Here is an 18,748-nt window from a genome sequence, read left to right as displayed (position 1 = left end):
CCTCCCACCCCGCCCACGTCACAGGGGTGTCACACCCGTAGGCGATCCTGAGGCACGCTTCCCCCCGCGCTCATGCCGAAGACTCCGCCTTCGAGTTCCGCCCCGCCCCTCGCCGACACGCTCCCCTACGCCGCCGACTTCGTGATCGAAGTGCTCGCCGCCGCCTCGCGTGCGCCGTACGGCCAGCTGTCGTGGGTCGAGATCAACCGGCTCGCCGCCCGGTGGCTCCGCCCCGCCCCGGCCGCCGCCGGCGCCGACTCGTCTCGGCTGGGCCACGAGGTCGTGCTCGAGATGTCGGAGCACGGGCTCCTGGAGGCCGAGATGACGACGGCCGCCGACGGTCGGCTCATGGTCCAGCGCGTCGTGCACCCGCGGATCTTCGGCCTTCACGCCGCCCAGGCGCTCGCGGCCTAGCCGCCCCACCCGCGGCGTAAAGCTCTACGGCTCGGTGTCCCGCTCATCCGTCTCGTCGAGGATCTGGGCGTCCGACACGTTCGGGTCGAGCTCCTTCTGGAACGCCTCCTTCGCCTCGACCGTGACCGTCGCGGCTCGGTCGAGGGCGCCGTCGATGGCGCGGGCGGCGAGCCGGACCGCTCCGCCCCCCAACAGGCCCGCGCGGCCGAGCCACCCCGCCCGCTCGTAGCGTTCGATCCAGGACTCGTCGTTCACGTCGCGTCGGGCGGGGGCACGTCGGGCGGCGTCGGCAGATCATCGACCGGCGGCGTCCCCAGCGGGCCGTCCGGCGGCACCGGACCGGCGGGCGGCGGGGGCGGCGTGGCCGGGCGGGGCGGCTTCCGCGAACGCGGCGGGCGGGGCGGCGGGCGGAACCACGCGTCCACGTCGAGGTCGTCGATGGCGCCGGCCACATGGCGGCCGGTCTCGGCGAGCGCCTGCCCGATGGTGCTGAACGTGGCCTCGAACGTGAACGCGGCCTTCTCAGACGTGCCCAGCCGCTCGAACGCGGCGCGGACGTCGCCGAAGGGGTCGGGGCGGGGCGGATCGGTGGGGGCCATGAGCGTGGGCGCAGAGGAGCCTGGGGCGGTCGGCCCGCGTTGGACGAGGCCCCTGACCCGGAGTTTCACCCATGACCGACCGCCCCGCCCCGCCCCCCGCCGACGCGCCCCCCGAGGAGGAGCCCGAACCGGACGTGCGGACGGGCCTCGTCGTCCGCTCGACGGGGAGTTGGTACGACGTGCACCTGGACAGCGACGGGGACTCTTCGCCGGACTCCGGGCGGTCCATCCGCGCGCGCATCCGGGGCAAGTTCCGGCTGGAGGCCCTCGAGATCGACGAGACCAACCCGCTCGCCGTCGGCGACCGCGTCCGGCTCCTCCTCGACGACGACGACGTCGGGTTCATCACCGGCATCGAGCCGCGCGAGAACCAGCTCAGCCGCCGCGCGGCCGGGCGCAAGGCGGCCGTCAAGGAGCACGTGATCGTGACAAACGTGGACCGCGCGTGGTGCGTCCAGTCGACGTTCGGTCCCAAAGTGAACCCCGGCTTCGTCGACCGCTTCCTCGTCGCCGCCGAGGCCTCGCACATCCCGGCCGGGCTCGTCCTCAACAAGGCCGACCTCCTCAACGACGAGCCCCGCGCGCAGGAGGCGATGGCGTTCTGGCAGGAGCTGTACGAGGGGCTGGGCTACCCGGTCCTGCTCACGAGCGCCGAGACCGGGCAGGGCGTCGAGGACTTCGGCGCCCGCCTCGCCGGCCGCGTGAGCGTGGTCTCGGGGCCGAGCGGCGTGGGCAAGTCGAGCCTCCTCAACGCCGTCGACCCGACGCTCCACCTCGTGACGTCCGAGGTCAGCGAGAAGACGCAGAAGGGCCGCCACACGACGACGTTCGCCACGCTCTACCGCGTCGCCGGCGGCTGGGTCGCCGACACGCCCGGCATCCGCGAGTTCGGGATCTGGGACATGTCGCCGCAGGACCTCGGCGGCTACTTCGTCGAGTTCCGCCCGTTCATCCCCGACTGCCGCTTCCCCGACTGCACGCACGCCCACGAGCCCGGCTGCGCCGTCCAGGAGGCCGTCGACGAAGACGCCATCACGCCCGAGCGCTACGGGAGCTACCTCGCGCTCCTCGAAACGGTCCAGACCGAGTACGAGGCGGCCGAGCGCATGTCCTGGCGCAAGGAGCGACGCCCCGACGACCCCGACGAGGCGGTCGTCGAGGACTAGCGGGCGGCGGAGGTGCGCCACCCCGCCCTCGGCGTGGGCGGGGCGCCTGGGCGGGGCCGTAGGGGCGACTGGCGGTCACCCGCAGGCCGCACGCGCGCCACCCCGCCCGCAGGAAATGGGGCGGGCCGGATCCGTAGGGACACCATGCATGGTGTCCGCATCGAGGGCACCGCCCGCCCCGCGAGCGTCGGGCGGGGTGGCGTCTGAGGCGGGGTGGCATCGGGCGGGGCGGCATCGGGCGGGGCGGCATCGGGCGGGGCGGCGCCATTCGGAACCGCCCCGCCCACCCCGGGCACGACACGTCGTGTCCCTACGGGTGCCTCTCGTTGGGCGGGGCGGCAGAGGGCGGGGCAGTGATCTATGTGACCGCCCCGCCCACGCTGTTCACCACCCCGCCCCCGTGGCTCTGGGGGCGGGGCGGCGATCGGCCCCATCATCACGCGGCGTCCGTCGTGGGGGGCGGGGCGGCCAGGACCGCCCGCGCGGCCTCCCGGTCCTGCCCGAGCTGCGCGACGAGCGCGTCCACGCCGTCGAACCGCCGCTCGCCGCGCAGCCGCGCGACCACGTCGACGGCGAGGCGGCGGCCGTAGAGGTCAGCGTCCGTGTCGAACAGGTGGACCTCGGCCCGCGTCGCGCCGTCGGCCTCGAAGGTCGGGCGGCGGCCCACGTTCATCATGCCCTCCGCGACCGCCCCGGCAGTCTGTGCCCCGGCGGCTTGCGCCCCGGCGGCCTGCGCCCCGCCCGGCAGCGTCGCGCGGACGGCGTAGACGCCGATCGCGGGGACCAGCTTGCGGTCGTTCGCGGGCTCGACGTTGGCCGTCGGGAAGCCGATGCCCCGCCCCCGCGCGTCGCCGTGGACGACGGTGCCGGTGATCCGGTACGGGCGGCCCAGGAGGACGGCCGCGCGGGCCGCGTCGCCCGCGTCGGCCAGGAGCCGGCGGATCTCGGTCGACGAGACCGTCACGTCGCCCTCGACCTGCTTCGGGATCACGTCGACCGAGAACCCGTGCTCGCCGCCCAGCCGCTCCAGCAGCGCCTGGTCGCCCCGCGCCTTTCGACCAAAGCGGTGGTCGTAGCCGATGACGATCTCACGCATCCCGATCCGCCCCACCAGCACGTCCGCCACGTAGTCCTCGGGCTCCAGGAGCGAGAGGTCGCGCGAGAACGGGACGACGACGAACCGCTCAACGCCGAGCGCCTCCAGCAGGTCGGCCCGCTCGTCCAGCGTGGTTAGGAGCGGGACGGGCTGGCCCGTCAGCACCTCGCGCGGGTGCGGGTCGAAGGTCACGACGGTCGGCACCCCGCCCACACGCCGCGCGCGGTCGACGAGATAGCGGATGATGGCTTGGTGCCCGCGGTGGACGCCGTCGAACGTCCCGGTCGTGACGACCGAGCCGGGGGCGGGGCGGATGGCGTCGCCGACTTCGCGCGTCATGCGGCCTCGGGGCGGGCGGCCTCGACGAGCGCGTCGAGCGCGAACGCCTCGTCGACGCGGAACGGCCCGATGGCCTCGCGCCGGAGCGCCACGAGGTGCGCGCCGACGCCGAGCGCCTGCCCCAGATCGTGCGCCAGCGAGCGGACGTAGGTCCCCTTCGAGCACTCGACGCGGAAGTCTACGTCGTCGCCGCGCCGGGCCACGAGGTCGAAAGCCGTGACCGTCGTCGGCCGCGCCTCGATCTCGACCGTCTCGCCCCGCCGAGCCTTTTTGTAGAGCCGCTCGCCGCCCTTCTTAATGGCCGAATACACCGGCGGCCGCTGCATGATCTCCCCGACGAGCGGGAGCCGCGCGGCGTCGAGGTCCGCGTCCGTCACGTGCTGCGCGTCGGCCTCGGCCTCGACCGGCGTGTCGGCGTCGTAGCTGGGCGTCGTCTGGCCGAGCCGGAGCGTGCCGGTGTACACCTTGGGGAGCCCCATAAAGCGGTCCTGTTGCCGCGTCGCCTCGCGCCCCACGAGCAGGATGAGGAGCCCCGTCGCGAGCGGGTCGAGCGTCCCCGCGTGCCCCACCTTCTTAACGCCGAGCGCCCACCGCACCTTCTTGACCACGCCGAACGACGTGATCCGCGGCGGCTTGTCGACGAGCAGCGCCCCGGCCTCGAACGGCCGCTCGACGGCGTCGGCACGCGTCACGATGCGGAGGTCGCTCACGACGTCCCAGCGCTGGACCACCCCGCCCCGCCCCGCCTCCATGCCTGTGAGTAGGGCGGGGTGGTGGACCGACGGACAGCCGCGCCCGCTGGGCCACTCTGTACCCCGTACCCTGTACCCCGTACCCGCATCCCCTAGTAGTCGCCGCGCCCGACCGCCCCGCCCTCGTCGCCGTCCTCGCCCTCGGGGGCGGGGCGGTCGTCGCGCTCGGCGGCGATCTGGGCGAACAGTTCGTCCATCCGAGCCACCTGCTGCGGCCCCTGGTCGAGGAAGAACTTGACCTCCGGCACGCGGCGCACGTCGTGGCGGATGCGCTGGGCGAGCGCGTGGCGGACCTCGGTCGTCTGTCCTTCGAGCCGCTCGAATCCGGCCTGCCGCTCCTGCGGCGTCCCGCCCATCACCGAGACGTCGACGTAGGCGATGCCCAGGTCGTCCGTCATGCGAACGCCGGTGACGGTGACGAGCGAGTGCGTGGCCTCGCCAAAGTCCTGCTGCAAGAGGTCGGCCACCTCGCGCTGGATCATGCGGCCGACTCGGTCGGTGCGAATGGACATTGGGGAAGAGGGATGGGGGATAAGGGATGGAGGGATGAGCAGGGACGGTGGGGCGAGGCGGTCTGCCCATCCCTCCATACCCTATCCCTCCCCATCCCTCTTTACACAGCGAGCGTCCGCTTTTCCTCGGTGACGACGTAGGTCTCGAACTGATCACCGACCTTGATGTCGTTGTAGTTCTTGACTGTGACGCCGCACTCGTAACCGGCGGCCACCTCCTTTACGTCCTCCTTGAAGCGGCGGAGCGTGTCGATCACGCCCGTGTATGCCACCACGCCGTCGCGGACGACGCGGACGCGGTCGTTTCGGCTCACCTTGCCCTCGACCACGTAGGAGCCCGCGATGGTCCCGACACGCGGGGCGCGGAAGGTCTCGCGGACCTCGATGGTCGACGTGACCGTCTCCTTCTGCTCCGGCTCCAGGAGCCCTTCGAGGGCGTCGCGGACGTCGGCGATGGCGTCGTAGATGACCGAGTAGAGCTGGATGTCGATCTCCTCGCGCTCGGCGATCGAGCGCACGCCGGCGACGGGCCGGACCTGGAACCCGACGATGACGGCGTCCGACGCGACGGCGAGCATGACGTCGGACTCCGTGATCGCGCCGACGCCCGAGTGGACGATCTGGACGGCGACCTCGTCGTTCGACAGCTTGAGCAGGGCGTCCGAGAGCGCCTCGACCGACCCGCCCACATCGCCCTTGACGACGATGTTGAGGTTGGTGATCTCGCCGAGCGCCATGCGGCGCGATAGGTCGGCGAGCGTGACGTGGCGGCGCTGGTGGAGCGTCTGCTCGCGGATCAGCTGGAGCCGCTTCGAGGCGATCTCCCGGGCGTCCCGCTCGTCCTCCATCACCACGAGGCGGTCGCCCACTTCGGGGGCGTCCGACAGACCCAGGATCTGGACCGGCGAGGCCGGACCGGCCACCTTGACGCGCTCGTCGCGCTCGTTGAACATGGCCCGGACGCGGCCGGACGTGAGACCGACGACGTAGGCGTCGCCCTCTTCGATGGTCCCGTTCTGGACGAGGACGGTCGCGACCACGCCGCGGCCCTTGTCCAAGCGGGCCTCGACGACGGTCCCGACGGCGTAGCGGTCGGGGTTGGCCGTGAGTTCGAGGAGGTCGGCTTCGAGCTGGATCTTTTCGAGGAGCTCGTCGACGTTCGTCCCGTTGAGGGCCGAGATCAACTCGCACTGGACGGACCCGCCGTACTGCTCGACCTGGACGCCCTGCTCGGCGAGCTGGGCCATGATCTTGTCCGGGTTGGCCGTGTCGCGGTCGATCTTGTTGATCGCCACCACCATCGGGACTTCAGCCGCCCGCGCGTGGTTGATGGCCTCAATCGTCTGCGGCATCACCTGGTCGTCGGCCGCCACGACGACCACGACGAGGTCGGTGACCTGGGCGCCACGGGCGCGCATGGCCGTGAACGCCTCGTGGCCCGGCGTATCGAGGAACGTGATCTCGTTGCCGTCGCCGGTCGTGATCTGGTAGGCCCCGATGTGCTGGGTGATCCCACCGGCCTCGCCAGCGATGACGTTGGCCTGCCGGATGTAGTCCAGGAGCGACGTCTTGCCGTGGTCGACGTGGCCCATGATGGTCACGATCGGCGGGCGGGAGACGAGGTCCTCCTCGGAGTCTTCCGTTTCGAGGTTGAACTCCTCCTCGATGTCCTCCATGAACTCGACCTCGAAGTCGAACTCGTCGGCGAGGAGCGTAATCGCGTCGGCGTCGAGCCGCTGGTTGATGGAGACCATCATGCCCAGCCCAAACCCCTTCGAGATCACCTCGGTGACCGACACGTTCATGGCCTCGGCCAGGTCGCCGGTCGAGATGAACTCCATGACGCGGAGGACCTGTGCCTGCTCCAGCATCTCCTGCTGGCGGGCCTCGCGGATCGCGGCGCGCTCGTCGCGGCGGGCGCGGCGGCGCTTCTGGCGCGTGCGCTTGTTGCCGCCGGTGCCGGACACCTTCTGGAGCGTCTCCTGGACGTTCTTCTCGACCTCGCCCTTGTCCGGCGCGCGGCGGCCCTTCTTGGCCTTCTTGCCACGGCTGGGCTTGCCGCCGTCGGCGGCGCCCGGGGCCGGTGCGGCGTCCTCGTTCTTCCGCTTCCGCTTGCGGCGGCCGCCTTCGAGGCCGGACAAGTCGATCTTGCCGAGCACCTTGGTGCCCGTCAGGCCGTAGCGGTTGGCGCGGACGATGCCCGCATCGTCGGCGGCCGGAGTCGGCGTGTTGGCGTCGATCTCGCCCTGAACGGGCGGGGCGGCCGGCTCAGCCTTCGGCTCGGCCTCGGTCGTCCCGCTGGCTTCGGCGTCCGTGGCGTCGTCGGTGGCCGGCGCAGCGGCTTCTGCCGCGGTGACCTCTGCCGGAGCCTCCGGTGTGGTCTCGGCCGCCCCGCCCTCGGCGGTCGGCTGTGCGGGCGGCGTCGCCTCGGCCGTGGCCTCCGCCTCGGCGGGGGGGGCGGCCTCGGCGGCCTGGGCCTCAGCGACGGGCGCCTCCACCTCCGGCTCGGGGGCGGGCGGAGCGGCCTCGGCAGCGGGCGCCGCGGCAACGGGCTCCGCGGCGGCCTCGACGTCGGGCGCGGCCGGGGCGGCTTCTGTATCGATCACCGGCTCGGCCGGCGCGACGGGCTCCTCGTCGGGCTCGGGCACGTCGACGACGGGCTCGGCCGGAGCCACCGGCTCCTCGTCTTCTGTGGCCGGCTCCTCAGCGGAGGGCGCTTCCGCGGGCGGGGTAGCCGCGCCGTCGCCGGACTCGGCCTCCTTCGCCGCAATCTGCTCGCGGCGCTCGCGGACGCGGGCCTTGGCGTCGGCGTCGTCGGAGTAGGCCTCGACGAGCGCGTCGTACATCTCCGGCGAGAGCCGGGCGTTCGGGTCCTCGGCTTCGAGCTTCGCGTCGAGCTCGAACCCACGCTCACGGAGCGCCGTCACGACCGTCTTGGTCGCGATGTTGAGCTCGCGGGTCGCCTTGAAGAGCTGGACTCGCTTGGGCTTGTTGGATCGCTTGCGCGTTACGGGCATTCGGGAGGGCGTAGGGGCGGGGTGGCCAGGGGCGGGCGGGGCGGCCGAGCTAGGCGGTCGGCTGGTCCGAGTCGTCGGCCCCGCTCAAAGAAACGGCCTGCGAGGCGGGATCGGTCTCTGCGGCAGCGTCCTCGGCGGACACTTCATCCGCTTCGGTGAACGTCTCGGCGTCGGGGGCGGGTGCGGCGCCCTCGGACGGGGCCGAGTCGTCGCCCTCGACCACCCCGCCCTCGGCGGCCGTGGCGGGGCTTTCCTCGGCCACTTCGCGGACCGGACCGTCGGCGGCGGCGAGGCCGGCGGCCGAGGTCGCGGCGGCCTCCTCGGCCTGCTCGCGCTCGAACTCGGCCTCCATGAGCCAGGTGATCTTCTGGGCCTGCTCGTCAGACAGCCCGGTGCGGCGGGCGAGCTCGGACGGCTGGAGCTCGAGCACGGCCTTGGCCGTGTCGCACCCGATGTCCTTGAGCTGCTGGATGATCTCGGGCGGGATGGCGTCGGTGAACTCGTCGATGTCGACGTCCTCCTCGTCCGACTTGATGTCGCGGTAGACGTCGAGCTCGTAGCCCGTCAGCATCGACGCGAGGCGGATGTTCTGGCCGCCCCGCCCGATCGCCATCGAGACCTCGTCGGCCGGGACCGTGACGCGGGCGCGGGGCGGGGTGAGGTCGTCGTTGAGCTCGACGAGGATGGGCTTGGCCGGCGCCAGCGAGCGCTTGATAAAGTCGATGGGGTCGGCCGTCCACGGGACGACGTCGATGTTCTCGCCGCCCAGCTCGCGGACGACCGCGTGGATGCGCGAGCCCTTGACGCCGACGCACGCGCCGACGGGGTCGACCCGCTCGTCGTGCGAGATGACGGCCATCTTGGCCCGCTCGCCCGGCAGCCGGACGATCTTCTTGATCTCGATGATGCCGTCGTAGATCTCCGGCACCTCCAACTCGAACAGGCGCTCGATAAAGACCGGCGCCACGCGGCTGATGATGACCTGCGGCGAGGCGCCCGCGTCGCGGTCGACGTCGAGGACGACGGCGCGGAGCATGTCGCCCTTGCGGTAGCGGTCCTTCGGGATCTGCTCGGGCCGCGGCAGCACCACCTCCGTCTTGTTGTGGAGCACGAGCACCTCGCGGCGCCGGGTCTGGTAGATCTCGCCGACGATGATCTCGTCGATGAGCTCGGAGTACTCCTTGAAGATGTTCTCCTTCTCGATGTCGCGGATCCGCTGGCGGAACGTCTGGAGCGCGGCCTGGACGGCGCGGCGCCCGAAGTCCTCGATCCGGATCGTCTCGGCGAGCTCGTCCTCGACCTCGTAGTCCTCGTCGATGCCGAGGGCCTCGGTGATCTCGATCTGCGAGACCGGGTCTTCGAGGTCGTAGTCCTCGACGATCTCGCGGACGTGGAGGATCTGGTAGTCCCCGTTGTCGGGGTTGAACACGATCTGGAACGCTTCGGGGTCGTCGGCCCCGTAGCGCTTCTTGATCATCGCCCGGAACACGTCCTCGATGATGACCTGGAGCGTGTCGCGGTCGATGTCCTTCTCGCGCGCGATCTCGGCGAAGGAGGAGACGAGGACGGTGCTTTGCATAGGTCGGGGTGGGATGGGGGCGGGGCGGGCGCTACCAGGGAAGGACGACGCGCGCCTCGCGGACGGCGTCGAACGGGACGGGCGTGCCCGCGAGGTCGATGCCGTCGTCGGAGACCGAGACGAGCTCGCCCTCGGCCGTCTCCTCCTCCCCGCCCCGCTCCCACGTCACGGCCAGCGTGCGGCCGACGTGCTGGGCATACTGACGGCGGTCGGCCAGCGGACGGTCGACGCCGGGCGTCGAGACGTCGAGGCGGTAGCGACCCTTGACGAGGTCCTCGGTGTCGAGGAGGAACGAGAGCGAGCGGCTGAGCGCGGCGAGGTCGTCGGCGCCCGCCCCGCCCTCGGCGTCGACGTAGACCGAGACGACGCGGCTGCCCTGGAAGCCCCGGATGTCGACGTCGACGACGAACAGGTCGGTGTTACCGACCACCTCCTCGGCGAGCGCGCGGACGCGGTCCTCCAGCGGAGCCCCCGGGGCGGGGGCGCCGGCCGGGGTCTGCGGCGTCGGGGCGGGGCGGGAGTCGGACACGGGGTCGGGGTAGACGGAAAACGCCCGTTCGGCGGAACGGGCGTTGCAGGGCGGTCGGCCGGGGGTGGGACCCGGCGTGGCGCCGAACTCGCCGGGGGGCGGGGCGGCCGGAGCGCGCGCCTACCCCCCTCGCTCGCTCCGCCCGGGGGCGGAGGCTCTGGGGAGGCCCGCAAGGTACGGCGGGGGGCCTCCCGTTCGCAATCCGGTCAACGCCCGCCCCGCCGTCTGGATCCACCCGGGCGGCCCCGCACGGCCACCCCGCTCCCGCTTCACGGGTTTCTCTCACCGCCCCGCTCCGGCCGGCACCCCCCTACGACGACGGGCGGGGCGAGGCTGCGACGGCGAACCGGACGACGCGCCCGCCGGCCGACGCGAGGTACACGCCCGGCGGGAGCGGCCGACCGTCCAGGCCCCGGCCGTCCCACCCCGCCCCGCTCGGCGCCCGCGCGACGGGCGTGCCGCTCGACGAGTAAACGGTGAGCGGGGCGGCGCCCAGACCGGGCCACCCGCTCTGCGCGGGCCACCCGTAGACCCCGGGCGCGGTCCACAACCTAGCGGCCGAGCCGGCGACGCGCCCGCTCGCGAGGACGCCCGCGAGCGCCGGGTCCAGGCGGACCGCCTCGCGCCAGGCGCCGTCGCGGTCCGCCCCGCCCGAGGCCAGGCCCAGCAGCAGAAACGCCTCGGCGTCCCACGGGTCGAGCGCGAGCGCCGCGCGGAGCGCGTCGGCAGCGCGGGCGGGGCGGCCCTGGGCGAGCTGGAAGCGGCCCAGCTCGCGGTGCGTCTCGGGCCGCCGCGGGCCGGCCTGGAGCGCCCGGCGGAACGCGGCGGCGGCCCTGTCGGCTCGGCCCGCGTCGGCGAGGGCGCGGGCGAGCGTCGCGAGGCGCTGCGCGCGGTCCGCCCCGCCCGGGGCCTCGGCGGCGAGCGCGAGCGGGGCGAGCGCGTCGCCCACGCGCCCGGCGTTCAGCCGCGCGACGCCGAGCAGGAACTGGGCGTCGCCGCGCGCCGCCGGCTGGGGCAGCCGTCCGAGCGCGATCTCGACGAACTGAGCGCCCACGCCGACCGCCGCCGCGTCCGACGCGCGCGTCCCGTACTGGAGCGTCGCCAGGCCCTCGTAGAGCCCGCCCTCGTCGCCGTCGCGGTCGACGTCCATGAGCGGGAGGACCACGCCGCCCCGCCCGAGCGCGAGGGGCGGGGTGGCGCCGCCGCCGTCGCCGACGACGCGGACGAGGTGATCGACGACCTGGGCGTGGGGGACGCCCGCGGCGCCCACGCGCGGCATGTGGCACGCGACGCAGTCGGCGCTCGGCGCGTGCTCGGCGCGAAGCGCAGCGGGCACGGCGGCCTGGAGCGCGGGCGGGGCGTGGCACGACCGGCACGCGGCCGTCGTCGCGCCCGGCCCGCGCGCCTCGAACGTCCGGTGCGGGTCGTGGCACGACGTGCACTCGAGCGCCCGGGGCGTCCCCTGCGTCTCCACAAAGCACGCGCTCGCCTTCATCCGGTCGACGTGCGAGGCCACGTCGAGGCCCTCGCGGTCGACCAGCTCCGGGACCGTGAACAGGCCGACGTGCGCGCTCAGCGGCCGGCCCGGGCGGTACGTGAACGCCGACTCGCCCTCGCGGTACACGTCGACCGTCCCGTGGAGGTGGCACGACTGGCACACGTCGAGGCGGAGCCCGAGCGGGAGCGCGCCCAGGTCGACGAGCGTCGGGTCCGCCCCGCCCCGCTCGGCCTGCGGGGGCGGGGCGGGGTTCTGCCAGCGGTCCACGTGGAGCGAGCCCGGGCCGTGGCACTGCTCGCACCCGATGCCCTCGGGGATCTCGGCGTAGGCGTCCTCGACGCCCGGGACGAGCGTGGGGACGGCGTTGTGGCAGTACATGCAGCGCGCGGGCATCGTCCGGCCAAAGCGCGGGGCGCCGTCCTCGTAGCCCGGGCTGAGGTCCCACCGCCCCGCCCCGCCCGGGCCGCCGGTGTACCACGTGAGCGGGAGCTGCACGAGGCGGTCGCCGCGCCGCGCGAAGTAGGTCCGCGCGAGCGTCCCGCTCCCGACGATCCAGTCCATCGGGCGGACGAGCCGGGCCACCTCGCGGCCGGCGCCGTCGAGTTGGCGCTCCTCCTGCGCGAGCGCGCCCTCGACCTCGACCACGCGGTACTCGAAACCCGTCGTGGGGTCGACGACCGGGGTTTCCAACACCGGCTCGGTGCGGCGGGCCGGCGTCCACCGCTGCATCGACGCCGTCCCCCCGTGGCCCTCGTAGGCCGCCGCGACGTCGGCGTGGCACGACCCGCACGCCGCCGCGCCCACGTACTCGGCGTCGGGGATGGCGACCTCCACCCCGGGCGCCGCCGGCCCGCACGCGGCGCTCGCGGACGCGACGGCCAGAGCGAGCGCCCACCACCCCGCCCGTGCTCGGCGGGGACGGACCGACCGCCCCGCTCGCGCGCCTCGGGCGGGGCGGGGCGGTCCCGGCCAGCGTGGGCGGGGCGGGGCGGTCACGCCGGCGGGGCGGCCGGCGCGTAGTCGTAGACCGTGTCGTGACGCTGGGCCGGGTCGGGCTCGGGGAAGTCGGCCATAAAGTGGAGGCCGCGGCTCTCGGTCCGCCGCTGGGCGCACGACACGATGAGGTGGGCGACGGCCGCCAGGTTGCGGAGCTCGCAGAGCTCGGCCGACAGCCTCGTCCGCTGGTAGAACTCCTCGGTCTCCTGGTAGATCAGGCCGACGCGCCGGGCCGCCCGCCCAAGCCGCAGCTCCGAGCGCACGATGCCGACGTAGCTCTGCATCACGCGCCGGAGCTCCTGCCGGTTGTGGCTGACGAGCACCCACTCGCGCGCGTTCTCGACGCGGGACTCGTCCCAGTCCGGCACGCGCTCCTCCCACCCCGCCCCGGCCGCGTGCGCGCGGGCCGGCTCGACGGCGCGCTCGGCGTAGACGAGCGCTTCGAGGAGCGAGTTCGACGCGAGCCGGTTGGCCCCGTGGAGCCCCGAGCACGTGACCTCGCCGCACGCGAAGAGCCCGGCGATCGACGTCCGCGCCTCGTGGTCGACGACGACGCCGCCGCACGTGTAGTGGGCCGCCGGAACGACCGGGATCGGCCCGCGCGTCATGTCGATCCCGTACGCGAGCAGCGTCTCGTGGATGTTCGGGAAGTGGGCGAGGACGGCCTCGGCCGGCTTGTGGCTGATGTCGAGCCAGACGTGGTCCTCCCCCCTCTTCTTCAGCTGGTCGTCGATGGCCCGCGCCACGACATCGCGCGGGGCCAGCTCCTCGCGGTCGTCGTAGGCCGGCATAAACCGCTCGCCGCCCAGGTTGCGCAGCAGGCCTCCATCGCCGCGGACGGCCTCGGTGATGAGGAACGAGCGGCCTCCAAAGTCCTCGCCGGGCAGGTAGAGGCTCGTCGGGTGGAACTGGACGAACTCCATGTTGGCGACCGTCGCGCGCGCCCGGTACGCCATCGCGATCCCGTCGCCCGTCGCCACGGGCGGGTTGGTCGTATGCTGGTACGCCTGCCCCGCCCCGCCCGCAGCGAGAAGCGTGGCGCGGGCCAGGACCGTCTTGACCACGCCCGCGCGGCTGTCGAGGACGTAGGCCCCGAAGCAGTGGAGCCCCTCGCCGCCCGCGACGTCGGCGCCGAGCTGGTGCTCGGTGAGGAGGTTGACGGCGTAGTGGTACTCGAGCACCTCGATCTGCGGGCTCCGGCGGACGGCCGTCAGCAGCGCCCGCTCGACCTCGCGCCCGGTCATGTCGGCCGCGTGGACGATCCGGTGGGCCGAGTGGCCGCCCTCGCGGCCCAGGTGGAGCGCCCCGTCGGGGTCGCGGTCGAACTGCGCGCCCAGGTCGATGAGGTCGCGGATGCGGTCCGGCCCCTCGGTCACCACCATCCGCACGACGTCCTCGTCGCACAGCCCGGCGCCGGCGACGAGCGTGTCCTGGACGTGGGCCTCGACGTCGTCGGCCGCGTCCATGACGGCGGCGATCCCGCCCTGGGCGTAGTTCGTGTTGCTCTCGGCCGACTCCTTCTTGGTCACCACGCAGACCGTCCCGTGCGCGGCGGCGCGGAGCGCGAACGATAGTCCGGCGACGCCGGAGCCGATGACGAGAAAGTCGAACCGTTCGCGCATGGCCGGGGGCGGGGTGGCAGGTGCGACAGAGGGTAACACCGCCGCCCCGCCCTCGGCAGCGGGCAGCGGGCAGCGGGCAGCGGGCAGCGGGCAGCGGGCAGCGGGCAGCGGGCAGCGGGCAGCGGGCAGCGAAGGTGCCCCACCCCGCCCACGGTGCGCGGGGCGGGGTGGCCGTTGTAGCGGCGTTGCATGCAACGCCGTCGGGCCGCGGCGTCCGGGCGGGGTGGTCTACTCGGCCGCCACGCACCGCCCGCCGACGAGGGCGGGGCGGGGCTCGGGCGGCACGGAGCAGTCGGAGATGAGCTCGAACCGCCGGTTGGCGTCCTCGTCCAGCGTCGTGATCTCGGCGGCCACCCGCTCGACGGCCTCCGCGTCCGCGGCCGTCGAGTAGACGCGGTAGTCCGCCGGGCCGCCGCACGCCTTGGCGCCGACGGCGACGACGCGGCAAGCGCCGGGCGCATCGGCCTCAGCCGCGCCGATCAAGCGGTCGAGGTCGGCGACGAGCCGGGCGCGGTCGTCGAGGTAATCGTCGTAGTCGTCACCGGCGAGCGAGCACCCAGCGAGGGCGGCGGCGGCGAACAGAGCGAGCAGGTAGCGCATGGACGTGGGGGCGGAGTCGCCTCACGCTACGCCGCCACCCCGCCCGCCCCAATCCCTTCCGCCGTGCCTCGCGGGGGCGGGGCGGCCGCCCCGCCCGCACGAGTGGCGGGGCGAGCTACTCGCCGGCCGTCTTGCCCGTCTCCTGGAGCAGGTACGCCTTGATAAACTCGTCCAGGTCGCCGTCCATCACGCCCTGCACGTCGGGGTCCTTGACTTCGGTACGGTGGTCGTTGACCATGGTGTAGGGCTGGAACACGTAGGAGCGGATCTGGCTGCCCCACTCGATCTTTTTCTTGCCCGCCTCCTCGGCGTTTTTGGCCGCCTCGCGGATGGCCTGCTCGAGCGCGTAGATCCGCGACTTCAGCATCTGCATGGCCCGGTCGCGGTTCTGCATCTGCGACCGCTGCTCGGTCGACTCGGCCACGACCCGCTCGTCCTGTCCGTTCGAGAGCGTCCCGGTCCAGACGTAGCGGGCGCCGGTCTCGACCTTGTTCACGTTCTGGCCGCCCTTGCCGCCCGAGCGGAACGTCTGGAGCTCCAGGTCGGCCGGGTTGACGTCGACCTCGATGGCGTCGTCGATCTCGGGGTAGACGAACACCGACGCGAACGACGTCTGCCGCTTGTCGCCCGACCCGAACGGGCTCATGCGGACGAGCCGGTGCACGCCGGACTCGGCGCGGAGGTAGCCGTAGGCGAACCGGCCGTCGACGCGCAGCGAGGCGCTCTTGATGCCGGCCTCCTCGGCCTCCTGGTACTCCAGGAGCGTCGGCGTGTAGCCGTGGCGCTCAGCGTAGCGCGTGTACATGCGGAGGAGCATCTCGGCCCAGTCCTGGGCGTCGGTCCCGCCGGCCCCGCTGTTGATCGTCAGGATCGCGGTGCGGGCGTCGTCGGGACCGGAGAGCATCCCGCGCAGCTCCATGGCGTCGAGCTCGCGGGCGAGCGTGGCCTCCTCGCGGTCGATCTCGGCGCCCAGGTCCGCGTCGTCCTCCTCGGCCTGCATCTCGCGCAGCGTCGCCACGTCGTCGCGGCGCCGGGCGACGGCGTCGAAGCTCTTTACCCAGTCCTCCTCGCCCGAGATCTCCTGCTCGACGGCGGCGGCGGCGGCGGGGTCGTCCCAGAACCCGGGCTCCAGGCGCTTTGCGCGGAGCGCGTCGAGCCGCGCGCGGCGGCCGTCGACGTCGAGGTAGCGGCCGAGGGCGTCGACGCGGGCGGGGAGGTCGGACATGGGCGGGGCGGGCGGGGTGGCGGGTCGGCCGGAGAAGCTACCGCCACCCCGCCCCGCCCCCGCGCCGGGCGCGGTGGTCTCTTGGGCGGGGCGGCCGTCCGGGCGCGGCGTCGGAGAGTTCACGGCGAGGCAGAGCAGCCGTCTGGGAGAGCGCGTCACGTTGAGCGCCCGCTGTCTCACCTGCCGCCCTATGAGCCCTGCCACCCCGCCCGAGGTTTCGAACGGTGCTTCCGGACGAACACAACGAGAGACGGTTTGGGAGGCGCGTCCCCGTGGAGAGCGGCGTCTGCACGTCGGCCGCGCTCGGCACGGGCTCTCCGGGCGGGGTGGGCGCTCAAGTCGCCGCGCCTGCCGGACCGTCCCCACCCCGCTCGCGCGAGGACCGCAGGGCGACAGCGCAGCCATCCTCTCAAGGGGGCGGGGCGGGGATCGTGCCTGGTCACGAAGAGCTTCAGGGTGGCTCTGTCAAGCGGCGCGTTCCTCTAGCAACGGGTACGGAAACGTCGCGCACCGTCACGAAGAGGCCTCGGCGTTGGGGTCTCACCGACACGGGAGCCGCAAGGCCGGCGCAGCCAACCGCGAGGTCGGCGCAGCCAAGAGGATCCAAGGCGGCCGCCCCGCCCTCGACGGCCGCTCCGACGCCCATCCTTCTCCCGATGGGGAAGAAAGACCCTTTCCCCAACCGTTTCTGAGTGCTCCGCCAAGCCGCTACTGCCGGGCGGGGCGGGCGCCGAGACGGGCCAGAAAATTCCCCTCCTGGACAACCGCCAGGTTGGCGAAGCCAGGAGGGGCTAGGGGCGGTGGACGACGCGGGCGGGGCGGCTCGGGTGAGGCAGAAACCTCCAGAGCTGATATGAGCGCCCCTTCTACTTCGTCTTCCTGTACAGGTCGAGTCCGATGTCGTAGCTCGGGTCGGGGCGCTTGAACAGGTACTCGCCGTTGCGGATCGACGCCAGCACGTCGGCCCGCTGGCGGACGGCTTCGAAGGGCGTCTCGGCGTCGAGCACGATGAAGTTGGCCGGCTTGCCCTCCTCGATCCCGTACTGGTCCTCCACGTTGAGCGTCTTGGCGCCGTTGTAGGTGATAAGGTCCAGGCACCGGTCCAGCTCGTCGAACGACATCGTCTGCGCCAGGTGGATCCCGTTGTCGAGGATGTTCATCATGTTGCCGTTGCCGGCCGGGTACCACGGGTCGTTGATCGAGTCCTGCCCGAAGCAGACGTTGATCCCGCTCTCCCACATCTCCTTGACGCGCGTGAGGCCGCGGCGCTTGGGGTAGGTGTCCTGGCGGCCCTGGAGGTAGGCGTTCTCGGTCGGGTTGGAGATGAAGTTCATGCCCGACTTCTTGAAGAGCCCCATCATGCGGAACGCGTAGGCGTCGTTGGCCGACCCGAACGAGCAGGTGTGGCTGGCCGTCGAGCACGTGCCGATGCCCTCGGTCATGACCAGCGCGTTGAGGAGTTGGACGTGCCGGCTCATCGGGTCATCGGTCTCGTCGCAGTGCACGTCGATCAGCTTGTCGTACTTGACCGCCAGGTCGACCGTCTTGCGGACGGAGTCCTGGCCGAACTCGTAGGCCCACTCAAAGTGCGGGATGCCGCCGACGCAGTCCGCGCCCATCTTCAGCGCCTCCTCGATCATCTCGTCGCCGCCCTTGTAGGCGAACATGCCCTCCTGCGGGAAGGCGACGATCTGGATCGTCACGTTGTCCTTGAGCTCCTCACGCAGCTCGAGGATCGCCTTGAGGCCGGTCAGCTTGGGGTCGTCCACGTCGACGTGCGTGCGGATAAACTGGACGCCCTTCGAGACCTCCTCGCGGATGCCGCGCAGCGCGCGCTCGCGGGCGTCCTCCAGCGTCTGGGTCTTTTTGACCTCGTGCCAGCGCTCGATGCCGTCGAAGAGGGTGCCGCCGTCGTTGTTGGAGGCCGCGGTGCCGCCGGTGTAGACGTAGTCCAGGTGCAGGTGCGAGTCGACGTAGGGCGGGGCGACGAGCCGGCCCTTGAGGTCGATCTCCTCGTCGGCCTTGGGCAGATTCGTGCCGATCTGCTTGATGACCCCTTTATCGACCAGGATCTCCTTGACCTCGTCGTGCTGACGGTAGATGCGGGCGTTGGTGAACTTCTTCATGGTGCTCTCTCTTACGAGGTGGTAGATGGGACGGGAGAGGGGGACGATTGGAGCGTCCGCTTCGATAGGAACGCGACGACGGTAGCCAGGACGAAGCAGATCAGCGACATGTAGATGATGTACCGGACACCCGATTCGGGGAAGTTGACCAGCAGCAACCCGCCGATCCACGTCGCGATCATGATGGACAGGTTGAAGACGCTGGACTGCACCGACGTGGCCACGCCCTTGGCTTTTTCGACCTGCTTGCTGACAGCGGTCTGGTACATCGTCACGAGCGGGCCGAAGGCCAGGCCCCAGAGGAAAAACGCGACGTGCGACACGCCGACGGTCCCACTAAAGGCGAGGAACAGGGCCATGGATATGCCACCGATGGCGAGCATGATCACGATCAGCGGGCGCAGATAAGCGTCGATGTACTTCGCAGAAACGATCACCGAGAGCACCGAACCGACCCCGAAGATCAGCAGCGCCACGCCGATGCCGCCCCTGAAGTCGATCAACTCCACCAGCAAGCTGATGTAGGTGTAGACGCCGTAGTGGGCCGCGACCGACAGGAAGGTCAGCAGCAGGACGATCAGGATCGAGGGCATCTTGAGCATCGCCAGGGGCGAGTTGCTCCTGTTGAGCTTCTCGCCCTCGACCGACGGCAAGACGAAGAACGACAGCACGGCGATA

The 18,748-nt window shown here is 72.4% G+C and carries 16 protein-coding genes; 2 read left to right on the top strand and 14 right to left on the bottom strand.

Annotated features, from left to right (window positions below; genetic code table 11):
* The first annotated feature begins 72 nt into the window (after positions 1–72).
* Positions 73–414 (top strand): hypothetical protein, encoded by a 342-nt coding sequence (locus RM540_RS15135; RefSeq protein ID WP_311665634.1) that lies wholly within the window; start codon positions 73–75, stop codon positions 412–414.
* A gap of 24 nt (positions 415–438) precedes the next feature.
* Here RM540_RS15135 and RM540_RS15130 read toward each other — a convergent pair whose 3' ends face one another.
* On the bottom strand, positions 439–669 hold the full coding sequence (locus RM540_RS15130) for a hypothetical protein (protein ID WP_311665632.1): 231 nt from the start codon (positions 667–669) through the stop codon (positions 439–441).
* The gene (locus tag RM540_RS15125) at positions 666–1,013 is read right to left on the bottom strand and encodes a hypothetical protein (protein WP_311665630.1); all 348 of its coding nucleotides are present in this window, start codon (positions 1,011–1,013) and stop codon (positions 666–668) included. Before RM540_RS15125 ends, RM540_RS15130 begins: the two co-directional genes overlap by 4 nt.
* A 71-nt stretch (positions 1,014–1,084) precedes the next feature.
* On the opposite strand from RM540_RS15125, the gene rsgA reads away from it, so the two are divergent.
* Positions 1,085–2,179, top strand: coding sequence for a ribosome small subunit-dependent GTPase A (gene rsgA, locus RM540_RS15120; protein WP_311665628.1), 1,095 nt, complete (start codon positions 1,085–1,087; stop codon positions 2,177–2,179).
* A 436-nt stretch (positions 2,180–2,615) separates the two neighbouring features.
* On the opposite strand, the gene RM540_RS15115 is transcribed toward rsgA, so the two are convergent.
* From RM540_RS15115 to RM540_RS15060, 12 genes are all read right to left on the bottom strand, one after another.
* Complete coding sequence (locus RM540_RS15115) at positions 2,616–3,614, bottom strand: bifunctional riboflavin kinase/FAD synthetase (protein WP_311665626.1); 999 nt, start codon at positions 3,612–3,614, stop codon at positions 2,616–2,618.
* Entirely contained in the window at positions 3,611–4,366 is a 756-nt protein-coding gene (truB, locus tag RM540_RS15110) for a tRNA pseudouridine(55) synthase TruB (protein ID WP_311665623.1), read from the bottom strand. Before truB ends, RM540_RS15115 begins: the two co-directional genes overlap by 4 nt.
* A 92-nt stretch (positions 4,367–4,458) precedes the next feature.
* Positions 4,459–4,878: a 30S ribosome-binding factor RbfA gene (gene rbfA / locus RM540_RS15105; RefSeq protein WP_311665621.1), complete on the bottom strand. Its 420-nt coding sequence runs from the start codon at positions 4,876–4,878 to the stop codon at positions 4,459–4,461.
* Between the two features lie 101 nt (positions 4,879–4,979).
* Entirely contained in the window at positions 4,980–7,895 is a 2,916-nt protein-coding gene (infB, locus tag RM540_RS15100) for a translation initiation factor IF-2 (RefSeq protein ID WP_311665619.1), read from the bottom strand.
* Positions 7,896–7,944: 49 nt separating this feature from the next.
* Complete coding sequence (nusA, locus tag RM540_RS15095) at positions 7,945–9,474, bottom strand: transcription termination factor NusA (protein ID WP_311665617.1); 1,530 nt, start codon at positions 9,472–9,474, stop codon at positions 7,945–7,947.
* 31 nt (positions 9,475–9,505) lie between these two features.
* On the bottom strand, positions 9,506–10,003 hold the full coding sequence (gene rimP / locus RM540_RS15090; protein WP_311665615.1) for a ribosome maturation factor RimP: 498 nt from the start codon (positions 10,001–10,003) through the stop codon (positions 9,506–9,508).
* Positions 10,004–10,313: 310 nt separating this feature from the next.
* A complete protein-coding gene (locus tag RM540_RS15085; RefSeq protein WP_311665613.1) occupies positions 10,314–12,497 on the bottom strand; it encodes a tetratricopeptide repeat protein in 2,184 nt (727 codons plus the stop codon).
* Positions 12,494–14,119: an L-aspartate oxidase gene (nadB, locus tag RM540_RS15080; protein ID WP_311665611.1), complete on the bottom strand. Its 1,626-nt coding sequence runs from the start codon at positions 14,117–14,119 to the stop codon at positions 12,494–12,496. The genes RM540_RS15085 and nadB overlap by 4 nt, the downstream gene beginning before the upstream one ends.
* 228 nt (positions 14,120–14,347) lie before the next feature.
* Positions 14,348–14,719, bottom strand: a complete 372-nt coding sequence (locus RM540_RS15075) for a hypothetical protein (protein WP_311665609.1) — start codon at positions 14,717–14,719, stop codon at positions 14,348–14,350.
* Positions 14,720–14,834: 115 nt separating this feature from the next.
* Complete coding sequence (gene prfB / locus RM540_RS15070; RefSeq protein ID WP_311665607.1) at positions 14,835–15,944, bottom strand: peptide chain release factor 2; 1,110 nt, start codon at positions 15,942–15,944, stop codon at positions 14,835–14,837.
* 866 nt (positions 15,945–16,810) lie between these two features.
* Positions 16,811–18,070, bottom strand: coding sequence for a cytosine deaminase (gene codA, locus RM540_RS15065; RefSeq protein WP_311665605.1), 1,260 nt, complete (start codon positions 18,068–18,070; stop codon positions 16,811–16,813).
* An 11-nt stretch (positions 18,071–18,081) separates the two neighbouring features.
* Positions 18,082–18,748, bottom strand: a 667-nt coding sequence (locus RM540_RS15060) for an MFS transporter (protein ID WP_311665603.1), incomplete at its 5' end; no start/stop codon positions are given.

Source organism: Rubrivirga litoralis, from assembly GCF_031846415.1.
GTDB lineage: Bacteria > Bacteroidota > Rhodothermia > Rhodothermales > Rubricoccaceae > Rubrivirga > Rubrivirga litoralis.
This window is presented reverse-complemented; position numbering and strand designations above follow the sequence as displayed.